General features: G+C 63.2%; 13 protein-coding genes and 1 tRNA gene. 13 read left to right on the top strand and 1 reads right to left on the bottom strand.

Annotated features, from left to right (window positions below; genetic code table 11):
- Positions 1 to 30: 30 nt before the first annotated feature.
- The 12 genes from tpx (at position 31) to L4X63_RS11700 (ending at position 13,596) form a co-directional block, all read left to right on the top strand.
- Positions 31 to 534, top strand: a complete 504-nt coding sequence (gene tpx, locus L4X63_RS11755) for a thiol peroxidase (protein WP_250678827.1) — start codon at positions 31 to 33, stop codon at positions 532 to 534.
- A gap of 178 nt (positions 535 to 712) precedes the next feature.
- Complete coding sequence (locus L4X63_RS11750; protein ID WP_250678826.1) at positions 713 to 1,090, top strand: response regulator; 378 nt, start codon at positions 713 to 715, stop codon at positions 1,088 to 1,090.
- 126 nt (positions 1,091 to 1,216) lie between these two features.
- A tRNA-Gly gene (locus L4X63_RS11745) sits at positions 1,217 to 1,291 on the top strand.
- Positions 1,292 to 1,560: 269 nt separating this feature from the next.
- Entirely contained in the window at positions 1,561 to 3,252 is a 1,692-nt protein-coding gene (locus L4X63_RS11740) for a PAS domain-containing sensor histidine kinase (RefSeq protein WP_250678825.1), read from the top strand.
- Between the two features lie 560 nt (positions 3,253 to 3,812).
- Positions 3,813 to 4,703: an IclR family transcriptional regulator gene (locus tag L4X63_RS11735; protein WP_250678824.1), complete on the top strand. Its 891-nt coding sequence runs from the start codon at positions 3,813 to 3,815 to the stop codon at positions 4,701 to 4,703.
- Positions 4,704 to 4,814: 111 nt separating this feature from the next.
- Positions 4,815 to 5,855, top strand: coding sequence for an acyl-CoA thioesterase (locus tag L4X63_RS11730; RefSeq protein ID WP_250678823.1), 1,041 nt, complete (start codon positions 4,815 to 4,817; stop codon positions 5,853 to 5,855).
- Between the two features lie 189 nt (positions 5,856 to 6,044).
- The gene (locus L4X63_RS11725; protein ID WP_250678822.1) at positions 6,045 to 7,220 is read left to right on the top strand and encodes a thiolase family protein; all 1,176 of its coding nucleotides are present in this window, start codon (positions 6,045 to 6,047) and stop codon (positions 7,218 to 7,220) included.
- A gap of 74 nt (positions 7,221 to 7,294) precedes the next feature.
- The gene (locus L4X63_RS11720) at positions 7,295 to 8,149 is read left to right on the top strand and encodes a 3-hydroxybutyryl-CoA dehydrogenase (protein ID WP_250678821.1); all 855 of its coding nucleotides are present in this window, start codon (positions 7,295 to 7,297) and stop codon (positions 8,147 to 8,149) included.
- Positions 8,150 to 8,167: 18 nt separating this feature from the next.
- Positions 8,168 to 8,950, top strand: a complete 783-nt coding sequence (locus L4X63_RS11715; RefSeq protein ID WP_250678820.1) for an enoyl-CoA hydratase/isomerase family protein — start codon at positions 8,168 to 8,170, stop codon at positions 8,948 to 8,950.
- Positions 8,951 to 9,119: 169 nt separating this feature from the next.
- Positions 9,120 to 10,262 (top strand): acyl-CoA dehydrogenase, encoded by a 1,143-nt coding sequence (locus tag L4X63_RS11710; RefSeq protein WP_250678819.1) that lies wholly within the window; start codon positions 9,120 to 9,122, stop codon positions 10,260 to 10,262.
- Positions 10,263 to 10,280: 18 nt separating this feature from the next.
- Positions 10,281 to 12,386 (top strand): heterodisulfide reductase-related iron-sulfur binding cluster, encoded by a 2,106-nt coding sequence (locus tag L4X63_RS11705; RefSeq protein WP_250678818.1) that lies wholly within the window; start codon positions 10,281 to 10,283, stop codon positions 12,384 to 12,386.
- A 52-nt stretch (positions 12,387 to 12,438) separates the two neighbouring features.
- A complete protein-coding gene (locus tag L4X63_RS11700; protein ID WP_250678817.1) occupies positions 12,439 to 13,596 on the top strand; it encodes an acyl-CoA dehydrogenase family protein in 1,158 nt (385 codons plus the stop codon).
- A gap of 316 nt (positions 13,597 to 13,912) precedes the next feature.
- Here L4X63_RS11700 and L4X63_RS11695 read toward each other — a convergent pair whose 3' ends face one another.
- The gene (locus L4X63_RS11695; protein ID WP_250678816.1) at positions 13,913 to 14,923 is read right to left on the bottom strand and encodes a glycosyltransferase family 2 protein; all 1,011 of its coding nucleotides are present in this window, start codon (positions 14,921 to 14,923) and stop codon (positions 13,913 to 13,915) included.
- Positions 14,924 to 15,227: 304 nt separating this feature from the next.
- Between L4X63_RS11695 and L4X63_RS11690 the strand changes: the two genes are divergently transcribed.
- Entirely contained in the window at positions 15,228 to 17,084 is a 1,857-nt protein-coding gene (locus tag L4X63_RS11690; protein ID WP_250678815.1) for a sensor histidine kinase, read from the top strand.
- Positions 17,085 to 17,088 lie beyond the last annotated feature (4 nt).

Raw genomic sequence — 17,088 nt, 5'->3', positions numbered from 1 at the left:
TTTCCCGAAATTTCATTGTTAGGAGGAACCATGCCCAAAGTTACGTTCAAGGGTAACCCGGTGACCCTGGTGGGGCCGGAACTCAAGGTGGGCGACGCCGCCCCCGACTTCTCCGTGGTCGACAACGCCCTCGCACCGGTCACCCTGGCGACCTACGCCGGGAAGGTCAAGATAATCAGTGCCGTCCCCTCCCTGGATACCCCGGTCTGCGACACCGAGACCCGTCGTTTCAACCAGGAGGCGGCATCGCTGCCGGGAGAGGTGGTGGTGCTCACCGTGAGCCTCGACCTTCCCTTCGCCCAGAAGAGGTGGTGCGGCGCGGCCGGCATCGACAAGGTCGTCACCCTCTCCGACTACCGTGACCGCAGCTTCGGGACCAAGTACGGGGTGCTGATCGACGAGCTCAAGCTCCTCTCCCGCTCGATCTTCGTGCTGGACCGCAACAACAGCATCCGCTACATCCAGCACGTGCCGGAAGTTACCCAGGAGCCGGATTACGCGGCGGTGATCGCGGAGGCGAAAAAGCTCCTCTAGATTGGCCAGCCCGGAAAAAAAGGCGGCACCTCATCGATGGGTGCCGCCTTTTTGCTGGCAGCGGGAGCACCACAGGATAGTTTCTTCGCACCCCATTGGATTCCTTTGACATTTGCCGTTCCCATCAATAGAATGTATCGGAAAAAACGCTGGGCAAGCCCCAAGGGCAGGGGGAGTAATGGCCTTACAGGACATCAAGGTTCTCATTGTCGATGACGAGATATTTTTCCGCCATGTGCTGCGCGACATGCTGGGGAAGATCGGTTTCACCGTCGCCGGCGATGCCTCCGACGGAGACGATGCCGTGGAGCAGTTCCGCACCCTGCGCCCCCACGTCGTTTTGATGGACATCTACATGATCAACATGAGCGGGATCGAGGCGACCAAGAAGATGCTCGCGCTGGATCCCAACGCCAAGGTGGTTATCTGCAGCGCTTCCGATGCCGATTATGACGCCCAGGCGGCCCTCGATGCCGGGGCCAAGCTGATCCTCAAGAAACCCTTCGTCCCCCGCGAGGTCTACGAGGCGGTCCGCAAGGCGCTCACCGGCAAATAGCCTCCCCCTTATCCCCTTGGACTGCAGGTCCCTGCGGTCCCCGCACTCTCAACAAAATCTCGCCTCACTCACACTCTTTTTCTTGACTCTCACAGACTCATTTGCTATAAACAGGATCTCCATTGAGCGGGAATAACTCAGTGGTAGAGTGCAACCTTGCCAAGGTTGAAGTCGCGGGTTCGAACCCCGTTTCCCGCTCCAAACAATAATCAAAGGCCAAGCTTATAGCTTGGCCTTTTTTGTTTTTTGCTCTCACTTCAGAATAGAAAAATTTCTGATTTAATTTTTTATAATTTGTGGTATCAAAGAGTCGAAAGCCATAGCCGTTACTGCTTATTCGCACGGTCCCCGATCCTAGGCCGGCCGCCCGTCATTCAACTTAAACGGCTGGTACGTTACTCTCAATGCCGAGTTCGTACCTTGCAAGGGCCTTCGCTTTGACGCCACTGCCGAAATATCGTCAGTCCGACTTGCACCTGTTAGTTACCGGGGGCTTCCTCATGGTTGCCCTCTGGCTGGCCGACAGTTATCTCGACTCCCTCTCCGGCACCGGGTCCCTCCGGCAATATATCTTCCATCCCGCCGTCTCCGATGTCCTCCACCGGGTGCAGTCGATCATCTTCATCGTCGTGCTCATCATCTACGTCTGGAGAAAATCCGCCCAACGGGACAGCATCGCCCGCTCGCTCGATGCCGCCCTCGAAGAGCTGGTAAAGGAGAGAAACCGCTTCGCGGGACTGCTGGCAGGCATCCCCGACGCGGTGACCCTGCAGACCGTCGACCTGAAGATCATCTACCAGAACCCCTCCTCCGTGGCCGCCATGGGAGAGCATAGCGGGGAGTACTGCTATGCGGCCTACCATGACCGGACCTCGCCCTGTCCCGACTGCGCGCTGGTGCAGTCCTTCAAGGACGGCCAGTTGCACAAGCTCGTGCGGCAGAATACCGTGCATGGCCAGGACCGGTGCTTCGAGTTCCTTACCGCTCCCCTCCGGGACTCCTCAGGTGCCATCGTCGGCGGCGTCGAGTCGGTGCGGGACATCACCGAGCACCGGCGTGCGGAAGAACTGCTCGCCAAGCGATTGGCGGCGATCGAAAGCTCACTCGACGGTATCGCCATCCTCGACTCGTCCGGCCTTTATACCTATCTCAACCGCGCCCACGCCAACATCTACGGGTACGACTCCGCGGACGAGCTGGTCGGCAAAGGCTGGCAAGACCTCTACTCCGTCGAGGAGCGCCAGCGGTTGGAGCCGCTGATCTACGAAGGGTTTTCCCGCTCCCGCGGATGGCGCGGCGAGGCGACCGGGAAACACAGGGACGGCAGCTCCTTCCCCCAGGAAGTCTCGCTCACCATGCTCGACGACGGCGGCATCATCTGCGTCGTGCGGGATACCAGCGAGCGGAAGCGGGCCGAGGCCGACATCATGCGGCTTAACGCACGGCTGGTCCACAAGTCGCAGATCCTGCAGGCCGCCAACCGGGACCTCGAATCCTTCAGCTACTCTCTCTCCCACGACCTGAGATCGCCGCTGACCGCCATGTATTCCGCCGCCCAGACCCTCGACGACCTTTACCGGCCCCAGTTCGACGAAATTGGGAACACCCTGGTGGAGACCATCCTCAACAGCTGCGAGAAGATGGAGGCGCTGATCGAGTCGATGCTGGTGTTGTCCAGGATCACCAAGTCGGACCTCAAGTACCAGGAGGTCGATCTCAGCGAGCTGGCCCAGACGATTGCCCTGGAGCTGGCCCAGCGAAACCTGGAGACCCCGGTGGCCTTTTCCTGCGAGGAGGGGCTCACCGCGTGGTGCGATCCCTCCCTCACCAGGATTCTCCTTGAGAACCTGCTCGGTAACGCCTGGAAGTACGCATCCCAGAAGGAGCATCCCGAGGTCCGTTTCGGCTGCCGCGAGGAGGAGGGGAAGCGCTGGTTCTTCGTGGGCGACAACGGGATCGGGTTCGACCAGCAGGAGGCGGAGATCATCTTTAAGCCGTTCCAGCGCTCCTCCTCAGCCACCCACTTCCCCGGGATCGGTATCGGCCTCGGCACGGCCCAAAGGATCGTCGACCGCCATGCCGGCGTCATCCGCGCGCAAGGGGAGGTCGGGGTCGGCGCCACCTTCCTCTTCAGTTTTCCCGATCCCCCTGCCACGTCATAACCTTCCCGCCTGGCTCGCCGAAATCTTGTCCGGCCGGACCCCGCTTCCTTCACACCGGCCATCCTTCCCTCGGCCAGCTCCGCCTTCCCCTCGACCAGATCTGCTTTTTCATCCACCAGATCGACTTTTCGACGGGTTTTCCTGGACCAGTTAGCCCTGCACAATCCTGACCTGCTGCCGCCTCATCCTCTCCGCCTTCCGAAATTGCCGCCTGTACCGTTCAACGATTATAAAATCGTAAAATAATGTTTTATTTTACCTTGACATGTTGCAGGGCAACCAGTATTTTTCTCACCATACGCCATCCGTGTAATCATTTTGCTCCTCTTCGCGGGGAAGAACGGTTACCTGTTCTCTCTGACGCCGGAAAAATTTTCGCGATGCCACGCGATGTTTCCTCTCGGCGGGCGGGCCAGGGGCATGCCGGAGGGAGTATGTGACCGCATTGCTAAATACTAAACAACTGTTTTAGCCGCTGATGGTTTGGTGAGGTCGGACGCTCGACGCTTTTGGCTCATGGTACACGTCGCTCCAGCCGGGATGCTGGATATGAGGGTCAGATGGATCGGCAGACGGAACAGCATGCGCAGGCGGAAAAGAGGAAACGGGGCAAGAAACCGGTACTGGTGGATGGCCTTCAAAAGGGGTTCGAGCTCCTGGAGATCCTGGCGGCGGAAGGGGATTCCTGCTCGATCTCGGCGCTGGCCCGCAAGGCGGGACTCAGCCGATACAAGACGTCGCGCTTTCTGGCGGTGCTCGAGGAGCAGGGGCTGGTCGAGTGCGCACTCCCGGACGGGCGCTACGGGCCCGGGCAGGCGAGGCGTTTCGGCCAGAAATTCCTCGACGGGGCGCGGAATCTGCGGTATGCCGGGGCGCTGGTGGAAACGGTCCTGCCCTCTCCCGAGGACGATCTCTACGTCACCATCATCGAGGACGCCCACCCGGTGCTGGAGGCCCTGGCCCACCGGCATAACGAGGCGGTCTACATGGCCATCCTCAAGGGGGAGGACGTCGTCTTGATCGACATGGTCGACTCGGGGCAGACGGTGAGGGCGGAGGCCTTCGTCGGCAAGCGCTTCCCCTTTTTCTCCAACGCAGCCGGGAAGGTCATGAGGGCCATCGATTCCTGGGATCTCCTGGAGAAGATCGCCAAGAAGTGGCGAGGGGGGCGCGGGCGGTATCCCGACCTGGAGACCCTTCACCGGGAGCTCCAGGAGATCAGGGAGAAGGGGGTCGCGGTCGATATCTCCGGGATGGGGGAGGGGCTCATCACGGTGGCGGTGGCGGTAAAGGATTACGCCGGCAAGGTGGTAGGCGCGGTGATGATGCTCGGGCCCTCGTTCCGCCTGCTGGGAGAGCGGCTGGAGGAGGAGATCATCCCGTCCTTGCGTAAGAGTGCCGAGATCCTGTCGATGAAGTTCGGCTACGTGCCGTCGCCCACCCTCCGCTAGCTCCTCATTGGGGGAGATGGCGGTTATCACTTATGAATTTGGTAGCGAACTGACGCTAAGCGGTTACAATAGACAGGCACCACCTCACCCTATACTCCAGGAGCCTGCGGCATGCGACCCAATGAAACTTCGTATTACGAGACACTTTCCTTAAGCGACCCGGATTTGCGCCGGCGGTACATGGTGCTGGCCGACCAGCTGAAAGGGAACATCCGTTTCGGGCTGTTGCTCGAGATCCTCGACCTGGTGGCCGAGAAGACCGCCCTCGACTACGTGCGCCGGAGCTATCCCGACGCCCGGGTGGTCACCGCCGCCATCGACAACATCTTCATCCGCCACGCGGCGGACGTCACCCGGGACATCGCCTTCCACGCACGCATCAACCACGTCGGGAAAAGTTCGCTGGAGATCGGCATCCGTGTCGAACAGCCCGGCGATCCCACCAATCACATCGCCTCCTGCTATTTCACCATGGTCGCCCGCTCAGGCGTCGGCGACGAAGCGGTGAGCCTCGTGCTTCCCCCCCTCGAATACTGCGACGAGATCGAAAAGGCCCGTGCCGACAAGGCGCTGGCCGCCCGCGAAGATTACCGGCACCAGCAGGCGCTTTTGGCCGAGCCGCCGTCGCGCGACGAATACACCATGCTGGCTGCCCTGCACCGTGCCCAGGAGGTGCCGGGCTTCGACGGGCTTTTGGCCGGGAAGCTTGAGACCGACGCGTGGGAGCGGATGTATCCGGAGCAGGAGAACGTTCCGCAGAAGATCTTCGGCGGCTACCTGGTCCGGCGCGCCTACGAGCTCTCCTCCATCTGTTCGGAACTGGTGGCGCCCGACCGGGCCATCATCGCGGCGGTCAACCGGATCAATTTCTTCCACCCGGTTCGTCTGGGGGACAAGCTCCACTACACCTCCCGCGTGGTCTACAGCAACGGGAGCTTCATCTGTGTCGAGGCGGGGATCGAACGTATCAGCCGCGACCGGAGCACCAAGGCCCTTTCCAACCAGTGCCTCTTCACTTTCGTGAACGTCGACCCGGAGCTCGTGCATCGTCCGGTCCCGGCCATCTATCCGTCTACCTATGCCGAGGATGCCCGCTACCTGGCCGCCCACCGGAGCTACCAATCCATCGTGGAGCATCACTCGATTATTTAGCCGGTCCGCCTCCCCGTTGGGTACGCCCACGGCTCACCGTCCGTCCCGACCGGGAGAGGTGCACGTTCCCTCCCCGCTTGAGGGGGAGGGTTAGGGTGGGGGGGAGGCCGGCTTCGGTACTCCGTAGAGACCTTCCCCACCCCCTCGCCCCCTCCCTCCAGGGGAGGGGGGACATTCAAGGAGTCAGCCATGAACGACGTTTTCGTCATTGAAGCGCTCAGAACCCCGTTCGGTTCTTTTGGCGGCGCTCTCTCGGATATCGAGGCACCCCAACTGGCCGCCACCGTGATGAAATCGCTGCTGGAGAAAAGCGGCGTCGACCCCGCCCGCATCGACGAGGTGATTGCCGGACAGGTGCTCTCAGGGGGGACCGGTCAGGCACCGGCCCGGCAGGCGATGCGGGGGGCGGGAATCCCCGATGCCACCCACGCCATGACCATCAACAAGGTCTGCGGGAGCGGCCTGAAGGCGATCATGCTGGGGGCCGGATCCATCATGCTGGGAGATTCCTCCCTGGCCGTGGCCGGTGGCATGGAAAGCATGTCGATGGCACCCTTTGCGCTCAAGAAGGCGCGCTACGGCTACCGGATGGGACACGGGGATCTCCTCGACCTGATGATCTACGACGGCCTGCAGGATCCCTTTTCCGGCCGCCACATGGGCGAGCTCGCGGAGGACGCGGTAACGCGCCACGGGATTTCACGCGAAGAGCAGGATGCCTGGGCCCTCCGCTCCTACCGCCGTGCCCAGGAGGCCAACCGGGAGGGGATCTTCGCCGGCGAACTGGTCCCGGTGGTCAAGAAGGGGAAGGGGGGCGAGGTGACGGTCGGCACCGACGAGGAGCCGTTCAAGGTCGACTTCGACCGGATCGCGTCCCTTCGGCCGGTCTTCAGCACGGCTGGCACCATCACCGCCGCCAACGCCTCGACCATCAACGACGGCGCCGCCTTCACGCTTTTGGCGGGGGAGGAGGCGATAAAGGAGAACAACCTCACCCCCATGGCGCGGCTGGTGGCCTATGCGACCTACAGCCTTCCCCCCGCGCAGTACACCGATGCTCCCGCCGGGGCCATCGAACGTGCCGTCAGCCGGGCCGGCATCAAGGTGGCCGATATCGATCTCTTCGAGATCAACGAGGCCTTCGCCGCCGTCACCCTGATGGCGATCAAGGCGCTCGATCTCGATCCGGAGAAGGTGAACGTCAACGGCGGGGCCTGCGCCATCGGCCATCCCCTCGGCGCCAGCGGCGCAAGGCTCGCGGCCACCGTGGTCCGGGAACTCCAGCGCAGGAAGGCCCGCTACGGGCTGGCCACCCTCTGCATCGGCGGGGGCGAGGCCGTCGCGGTCATCTTCGAGAGGGTCTGATTTCACCCGTCCTCACCCTGGCCCTTCTGAAGGGGAGGGATGATAATCCGCGTTCGAGGTTTTTAGGAGGGATCATGGTCACCACCGTCGGTATTTTGGGTGCAGGGCAGATGGGGAGCGGGATCGCGCACGTCATGGCCCAGACCGGCCACCAGGTGCTGCTGCACGACATCTCCCATGCGCAGCTCCACAAGGCGCTCAAGTCCATCGCCCAAAATCTGGAGCGGCAGGCGAAGAAGGGGATCGATTTAGGCGCCGGGATCGACGAGATCATCGGGCGGATCGCCATCGCGGAGGATATGGCGGCTTTTTCCGCCTGCGGCCTGGTCGTGGAGGCCGCCACCGAGAACGAGGCGCTCAAGTTCGAGCTCTTCCGCCGTTTGGACCAGGTGACCCGCAAGGACGCCATCCTCGCCTCCAACACCTCCTCGATCTCCATCACCAGCATCGCCGCGGTCACCACCCGGCCGGACCGCGTGATCGGGATGCACTTCATGAATCCGGTGCCGGTCATGCAGCTGGTGGAGGTCATCCGCGGCCTGGCGACCAGCGAGGAGACCTTCTCCGCGGTGAGCGCGCTGGCCGCCAAGCTCGGCAAGGAGGTGGCGGTCGCCAGGGACTATCCCGGCTTCATCGTCAACCGCGTGCTGATCCCCATGATCAACGAGGCGGTCTTCGCCCTCTACGAGGGGATCGCTTCGGCGGAGGATATCGACAAGGGGATGAAGCTCGGGACCAACCAGCCGATGGGGCCGCTGACCCTTGCCGACTTCATCGGACTCGACACCGTGCTCGCCATCTGCAACGTCCTCTATGACGGATTCAAAGATCCCAAGTACCGCCCCTGTCCCCTGCTGGTGAACATGGTGCATGCCGGTTACCTGGGGAGGAAATGCGGCAAAGGTTTTTACGACTACGACCACCCGTAGGTGGCAACAGGAGGTTCCATGGAAGAGAAATACGTGCTGGCCGAGATCGCCGACGGGATCGCCCAGGTCACCGTCAACCGCCCAACCAGTCTCAACGCGCTCAACGCCGAGGTGCTCGCGGAGCTCGAATGTGTCTTCTACGAGCTGGAGCAGGATCAGTCGGTGCAGGTGGTGATCGTGACCGGTGCGGGGGAAAAGGCGTTCGTGGCGGGAGCCGACATCAAGGAGATGGCCGAGATGACCGCCTACCAGGCCCACCAGTTCGGGCTCAAGGGGCAGCGGCTGATGCTGTTCATCGAGCGGATGAGCAAGCCGGTCATCGCCGCGGTCAACGGGTATGCGCTGGGGGGCGGGCTCGAGCTCGCGCTCGCCTGCGACTTCATCTACGCATCGGAAAACGCGAAGGTGGGATTCCCTGAGGTAACGCTGGGGATCATGCCCGGTTTCGGGGGGACGCAGAACCTCGCCCGGCTGATCGGGCCGGCGCGGGCCAAGGAGCTCGTCTACTCCGGGCGGATGATCTCCGCCGAGAAGGCGCTGGCCTGGGGGGTGGTGAACGAGGTATGCTCTCAGGCGGAGTTGGGGGCGAGGGTCCTGGAGCTGGCCCGGGAGGTGGCAAAGAGGAGCCCGCTCGGGGTCGGCTACGCCAAGAACGCCATCGTCAACGGGCTCAACATGGGCAAGGAGGACGGCTTCCGCTATGAAGCGTCGCTCTTCGGCGTCCTCTTCGCGACCGAGGACCAGAAGGAAGGGATGACGGCCTTCGTCGAGAAGCGCAAGGCGGCATTCCTGGGCAAATAGAGATCACGTTCCCCCCTTTGAAAAAGGCCATCGGAAAATTTCGGGGGAGATGTAAAAGTCCCCCTTGTCAAAGGGGGATTTAGGGGGATTTGCCTCGGAATTTTTCGAAGAACCTTTGGGTATTTCGTTTTCAAGAGACGCGGGAACGTCCACAGGGAAGGAGGTGCGGATGGATTTCGAACTGGGGCAGGATCACCGGGTGTTGCAGGATTCCGTCCGTGACTTCGTCAATCGGGAGATCAAGCCGGTCGCGGTCCGCATCGACGAGGAGCACATGATCCCGGACGAGCTGGTCGCCAAGATGGGGGACCTGGGGCTGCTCGGGAGCTACCTTCCGGACGAGTACGGCGGGGCGGGGCTCGACATGCTCTCCTACGTCATCGTGGTGGAGGAGGTCTCCAAGGCTTGCGGATCGAGCGGCGTCCTCATCTCGGCCCATACCTCGCTCGCCTGCGGCCCCATTGCCACCTTCGGCAGCGAGGAGCAGCAAAGGAAGTGGCTTCCGGATCTCTGCAGCGGGAAGGTGATCGGCTGCTTCCTGCTGACCGAGCCGGATGCCGGTTCCGACGCCGGTGCCATCTCGACGTCCTACCGGCGCGACGGCGATCATTTCGTCATCAATGGATCCAAGATATTCATCACCAACGGCGGGTACCGCGGGACCGGCGTCCTCTTCGCCACCCACGACAGATCCCTTAAGCACAAGGGGGTATCCGCCTTCATCGTCGACCTCGGCTCGCCCGGGGTGGAGATCCTCCGTAACGAGAAGAAACTCGGCATCCGGGGGAGCTACACGACCGCCTTCGCCTTCGACGAGCTGCGGGTCCCGGCCGAGAACCTCCTGGGCGAGGAGGGGCACGGCTTCAATATCGCCATGGACACCCTCAACGGCGGCCGGATCGGGATCGCCGCCCAGGCCCTGGGGATCGCCGAGGGGGCCTTCGAGCGGGCGCTCTCCTATTCCAAGGTCCGCAAGCAGTTCGGCCACCCCATCTCCGAGTTGCAGGCCATCCAGTTCAAGCTGGCCGACATGTACGCCCGCATCGAGACCGCCAAGATGATGACCTACAAGGCGGCCTGGCTCAAGGACAACCACCGCAACTACACGATGGAGTCTGCACTCTCGAAGATGCTCGCCTCCGAGGCGGCCACCTACGTCACCAAGGAAGCCATCCAGATCCACGGCGGTTACGGATACATCGCCGACTACGAGGTGGAGCGGATGTACCGCGACGCCAAGATCACCGAAATCTACGAAGGGACCAACGAAGTGCAGCGGGTAGTGATATCCCGGATGCTTCTTTCCCGATAACCTCCCGGAGCCCGCTTTATGGAAGCCACCAGAGAGATCTACTGGAACGTGGGGCACCTCGTGGTGCTCCCGATGTACATCGTCACCACCATCGCCGCGGCCCTTTTTTGCTACGGATTCTGGGTCCGCATCAAGACCTACCGGCAGGGAAAGGCGCTCGACCGCCTCGACCGCCTCGCGACCCGCATCGAGCTTACGCTGGCCAAGCTCTTCGGCCAGGGAAAGGTGCTGGCCCATAGCGCCCCCGGGACCGCCCACGCCATCTTCTTCTGGGGATTTCTCCTCCTCTTCATCGGGACCCTGCTCATCATGCTGCAGGTGGACTTCTCGGTCCCCCTCTTCGGCGTCGCCTTCCTGAAGGGGGTCTTCTACAAGCTCTACTCGCTCATCCTGGACATCGCCGGCGTGGCCGCCTTCGCCTGCCTGGCGGTGCTCGCCTCCCGCCGCTTCGTTAAGCGCCCCCCCGGCCTCGAAACCACCCGCGACGACTTCCTCATGCACGGCCTCCTTGCCGTCATCATCCTGACCGGGTTTGTCGAGGAAGGAGCGCGGATGGCGGTGACCGAGGTGGTTGCCAACCCCGCGCTCGCCCGTTTCTCCCCGGTCGGCCTGGGGGTGGCCCACCTCCTCTCGGGGCTGGACGAGGCATCCTTACGGGAGCTGCACCGGATCAACTGGTGGATCCACCTCCTGCTGGTTTCGGGCTTCATCGTCTCCATCCCCTGGACCAAGTTCCGCCACCTCTTCACCACTCCCGCCAACTACCTCTTCACCGACCTCAGGGAGAAGGGGAGCATCGATACCATCGACCTGGAGGCGGAAGGGGTGGAGCAGTTCGGGGTAGAGAAGGTCGCGGACCTCACCTGGAAGGACATCTTCGACGCCGACGCCTGCACGAGCTGCAAGCGCTGCCAGGACCGCTGTCCGGCCTGGAACACGGAGAAGCCGCTCTCTCCCATGAAGCTCATTCACCAGATCGGCGACACCTCCTTCCATTCCCCGGAGGCGAGCCTGATCGACACGGTCAGCCGCGACGTTCTCTGGTCCTGCACGACCTGCCGCGCCTGCCAGGAGATCTGCCCGGCCGAGATCGAGCACGTCAATAAGATCATCGAGATGCGGCGCAACCTGGTCCTCATGCAGGGAGAATTCCCCGGGGACGAGGTGATGACCGCCGTGAACCACCTGGAGGTGAATGGCAATCCCTTCGGCATGGCCTTCGCCTCCCGCGGCGATTGGGCGGAGGGGCTCGGGGCCACCGTTTTGAGCGAGCGGGCCGATGGGGAGCCGGTGGACGTCCTCTACTTCGTCGGCTGCTACGCCTCGTTCGACCAGCGTAACCGCCAGGTCGCCCGAAGCTTCCTCAAGATATGCCAGGAGGCCGGGATCCGGGTCGGGATCCTCGGCAAGGAGGAGAAGTGCTGCGGGGAGCCGCTTCGAAAGCTCGGCAACGAGTACCTCTACCAGGAAACGGCGCGGGAGAACATCGAGCTGATCAAGGGATACGGCATTACCAGGATCGTCACCACCTGCCCCCACTGCCTCAATACCCTCGCCAGGGACTACCGCGACCTGGGGCTCCAGGCGGAGGTCGAACATCACAGCGTCTTTATCGAACGGCTGATCGCGGAGCAGAAGGTACTCCTCAATCCGCAGCAGTTCGATTACACCTACCACGACTCCTGCTACCTCGGGCGCTACCGCGGGATAATCGACCAGCCGAGGAACGTCCTGCATGCGGTAGGGGGGCGCATCAACGAGATGTCAGCCAGCGGGATGGAGAGTTTCTGCTGCGGCGCGGGGGGAGGGCGCATCCTCGCCGAGGAGAAGCTCGGGAGCCGGATCAACGTGAAGCGGGTGAAGATGGCCGAGGAGACCGGGGCGCCGCTTCTGGTATCGAGCTGCCCCTTCTGCCTCACCATGTTCGAGGACGGGATCAAGACCGGGGGGTGCGAAGGGAAGCTCGCCGCCCGGGACCTGGCCGAGGTGGTGGCGGAGAGGCTCGACACCCGTCTCCTTTTCGCCCCGGGTGGCCCGGTCGGCTACACCGTGCCGGAAGGAGCCGCGCCCCAGGAGGGGGAGATCGCCAGCCCCCCGTCGGATGAGGTTAATCCCAAAGGTTGAACCATGCAGCTGGAACTGACCGAGCGATGAGGTCAATCCCGGAGGTTGAACCATGCAGCTGGAACTGACCGAGGAGCAGAAGCTGATCCGTGACCTCGCCCGCGACTTCGCCCGTAACGAGCTGGAGCCGCTGGCCGCCCGGCTGGACCGCGAGGAGGAGCTCCCCGCCTTCCTGGAAAACCTCGGGAAGCTGGCGCGCCTGGGGTTCATGGGGCTCGGCGTCAGTGCCGGGTACGGCGGTGCCGAGGCGGGGGCGGTTGCCTTCAGCGTGGCCGTCACCGAGCTCGCCCGCGCCTGCGCGTCGACGGCGGTGACGGTCTCGGTCAACAACATGGTGGCCGAGGCGATCCAGGCGGCCGGCTCGCAGCAACAGAAGGAGACCTATCTCCCCCGCATCTGCTCCGGGGAGTACGCGGCGGCGAGTTTCGCGCTCACCGAGGCGGGGGCGGGATCGGACCCGGCGGGGATGACCACCTTAGCGGTGGACGAGGGGGACTCGTGGCTCCTCGACGGTTCCAAGCTCTTCATCACCAGCGCTCCCTACGCCGGACTCTTCCTGGTCTTCGCGGTGACCGGCCGCGAGGCGCCCAGAGGGAAGGGGATCAGCTGCTTCCTCGTCGAGGCGGGGACTCCCGGCCTCTCCGTCGGGAAGAAGGAAGAGAAGTCCGGGCAGCGAGGATCGGCGACCTGCGAAGTGATCCTGGACCGGTGCCGGGTCCCCAAGGAGGCCCTGTTGGGAGGGCTCAACGACGGCTACCGGCTAGCAACCGGTGAGCTCACCGGCGGAAGGATCGGGATCGGATCGCTCGCCCTCGGGGTGGGGCTCGCCGCCATGGATTTCGCCACCCGCTACAGCACCGAGCGGGTCCAGTTCGGCCGCCCCATCTCCGACTTCCAGGCCACCCGCTTCAAGATCGCCGACGCCTACACCGAACTGGAGGCGGCCCGCCTGCTCCTGATGAGCGCCGCCTTCCGGAAGGAGAAGGGGCTTCCCTACGCCAAGGAGGCCTCGATGGCCAAGCTCTTCGCCTCCGAGGCGGCCAACCGCGCCTGTTACCAGGCCGTCCAGATCCTCGGCGGCTACGGTGTAGTGGGAGATTTTCCTGTCGATCGCTACGCGCGCGATGTTCGAGTCACCACCATCTATGAAGGTACCAGCGAGATTCAGCGATTGATCATTGCTAGAGAAATATTTAAAAATTTCGCATGAGAACTACAGCCGCCAGGCAACGACTCAATTTCCCTTCCATCTGAATCGCTCCTGCCGTTAATTGTCTACAAAGAATCCCATGATGTGCCCACTATTGTAATTGACACAGAAACTCTACGGTCCCCCCTCCACCGGTGTCTACTTCGACGTGGCCTCCAACGGGGCGGTGAGCGTGCCGGGCTCCCCGAACTTCCACGGGTTCCTCACCCCCGACAAGAGCATGATGTTCTTCGTCGGGACCTCCGGGAACACCAACGCCTACATGTTCGGCGCCGCCTCGATCGGATCCCTTCCCGTTTACCTTGGGCGGCCGGAGTTAGGCCACGCAGACGAAGTCCACCCCTTCCTTCCAGCCGATCCCTTGGGCGGTGCCGCGGAACGCTTCGCGTGCCCCTCTCAGGCCGATGGCGCAGAGCATCTTCCTTCCGGCAAGCTCCAGCTCCTGCGGCCGGATCACCGGCGCTCCGTGCAGTGTCCTCCCGAGCTTTTTGGGATCGATGTCCAGCCAATGGCCGACCCGGATCCCCTCGGCGTCGAGGAGCCGTTGCCAGGCCCGCGCCTCCCGTCCCGCCCCGGCCAGCACCACTTCCCCGGCGCCGGCCAGAAAGCCCCGCCTCAGGTGGTGGAGCTTGCAGGCCCGCATGGCGTGGGCGGCGTAGTCGTCCATGGTCCGGGTGGCCCGCTCCGGGTGGTCGCGCCAGAAGATGAGTGGACCGGGGAGCCGGGCGAATCTCACCCCCTGGGCCGCCAGCCGCAGCCAAAGGTCGTAATCCTCCGCCCACCCCAGGTCGCGGTACCCCCCCGCCCGTTCGAGAAGGCTTCGGCGCAGCATGACCCCCGGGTGGACGAAGGGGGACTCCACGAAGAGGTCCCGCAGGATGAGCTCGTGGCTGGAAAGTCCGTTTTGCCACCTCTCGTAGTCGGCCATTCCCCTTCTGAGTGAATGGCGCGGGAAGTGCCGGAACTCGGCCGCCACCAGGCCTGTCTCGGGATGCGCCTCCAAGTGGGCGGCCTGCCGCTCGAACCGGCGGGGATGGGAGATGTCGTCGCCGTCCATCCGTGCCACCAGCTCCCCCCGGCAAAGGGCCATCCCCGCGTTGAGGGCCGCGACCAGCCCGCCCCCTTCGCGCCGCAGGGGACGCACCCGCGGATCGCGGTGGGCGGCCGCTTCCAGAATGGCGCCGGTACGGTCGGTCGAGCCGTCGTCGACCGCTATCAGCTCCCAGTCATCGACCGTCTGCCGGAAAAGGGAGTCCAGCGCCGCCTCGAGATAACGCTCTTCGTTTCGCACCGGCATCACTACCGAGATGTATGGAGAACCTGTCATGGGAGCCTCGTAATTGGATTTGACGGGAGCCGATACTACAACATCCAGTGGGAAAATTCCTCTTTTATAGAAACTCCCCCCTCCGTTCTCTTCTTCCTCCCGTGGGTCCCCTTTTGAGGCGCCTTACGAGAATCATTGAGACCGGCCCCTTTCTTGACAACCTGGGAGTTGTTCTATATTGTGGAAATCTCGTTTCGTGGTTTCGTATGCACGTACCAGCTTTGAGCCGCCCGTTGCCGTGGAGTGACCTTTCCGGTCGTCCCGCGCTATTCCCTTAAAGGCCGACGCAGCGGCGAGGGGTCCCATGCCGAGTGCCAGAAAACGCACCACCATCCGGTTTCAACTGACCTGCCTGGTGCTGGCTTGCGTTTTGCCGGTCTGGTTGATCTCGGGCGTGCTGGTATGGTACGCGTACACGAGCAAGGTGGAGGGGCTCCACCGGTCGATGCTTTCCACCGCCCGCATCATGGGGATGGTGGTGGACCGCGAGCTCGCCACCATGCAATCCGCCCTCCTCGCCCTGGCCACCTCTCCCTCCTTTGCCAAGGGAGACTTCGCCGACATCCACCGCCAGACCCACGAACTGCTCCAGGCCTATCCCGGCTGCGACATCATCGTCGCGGACAGCTCCGGCCAGCAGCTGGTCAACTCGTTTCGCCCCTTCGGCACTCCCCTTCCCAAGCGCGCCAACCACGAACTGGTCAAGGCCATCTTCTCCACCGGCCGCCCCGTCATCAGCAATCTCTTCTTCGGGGCCGTCACCAAGCGCCCGATGATCGCCATCGACGTCCCGGTCTTCGTCAACGGAAGCGTCCGGTACGACCTCTCGCTCGCGTTTCCGTCCGACAGGATGACCGCTCTGTTGCGAAACCAGTCGCTCCCGGACGGCAGGTACTGCACGGTGCTCGACCGCAACAACGTCATCGTGGCCAGGACTTCGCAGCCGGAACGCTTCGTCGGGACCAAGGCCGGTGCCGATTTCCGCCGGGCGGCCAGAGCCGGGGTGGAGACCGGAACCGGCGAGGTGAAAAACGTGGCCGGGGTGACCGCGCTGGTGGCCTTCAGCAGGTCGCTCATGACCGGATGGACCCTTTCCTTCGGGGTCCCGATGTCGCAGGTGATGGCCGACATGTACCGCTGGATGGCCCTGGCCGCCGGGGGGGCCACCCTCCTTTCGCTGGTGGGAATCCTGCTTGCCACTACCATCGCCCACCGCATCGCCGGCGATATCCAGTCGCTCGTCGCCCCTGCCCTCGCTATCGGAGCCGGCGAGGTGGCCGGGCCGGTCGCCGACAAGACCGTCAGGGAGACCGCCGAGGTGGCCGACGCCCTGGTGCAGGCCTCCAACCTGTTGCAGAAACGGGCTCAGGAGCGGGACCTGGCCGAGCAGCGCCTTTCGCGCAGCATCGAGGAGCTCAACCGGGAGACCTCGGAAAAGCTCAGGACCCTGGAGGAGTTGCGCCGGCAGGAGCGGATGCTGATCCAGCAGAGCCGCCAGGCGGCCATGGGGGAGATGATCGGCAACATCGCCCACCAATGGCGCCAGCCGCTCAATTCCCTTTCGCTTCTGGTGCAAAAGCCCACTCTCTTTCTGACTCTCGACGAGACCGACCAGCTCTTTTTGGAGGAGAACACCCGCAAGTCGCTGGAGGTGATCCAGCACATGTCGCGGACCATCGACGATTTCAGAAATTTCTTCCACCCGAACAAGGATAAGATAACTTTCAGGGTGGGGGAGGAGGTCTCCAAGACCCTATCCCTCATGGAGGGGACCCTGCAGGGGCAGCAGATCGATATCCAGGTGGTGGCCCACCAGGATTCGCTGGTGTCCGGCTATCCCAACGAGTTCTCCCAGGTCCTTTTGAACATCCTGGTCAATGCGAGAGATGCCGTGAAGGAACGGGGGATCCGCGACCCCCGCGTGGTCATCACCCTCGACGCCCAGGACGGGCGAACCGTGGTCACCATCGCCGATAACGCCGGGGGGATTCCGGACGAGATCATGGCCAAGATCTTCGACCCCTACTTCACCACCAAGGGGCCGCAACTGGGGACCGGGGTGGGGCTCTTCATGTCCAAGACCATCATCGAAAAAAACATGGGTGGCCGTCTCTCCGCACGCAACAACGGTGACGGCGCCGAGTTCAGGATCGAGGTGTAAGCGT

The organism is Geomonas sp. Red32, assembly GCF_023652955.1.
In the GTDB taxonomy this organism is placed as follows: Bacteria; Desulfobacterota; Desulfuromonadia; order Geobacterales; family Geobacteraceae; genus Geomonas.
This window is presented reverse-complemented; position numbering and strand designations above follow the sequence as displayed.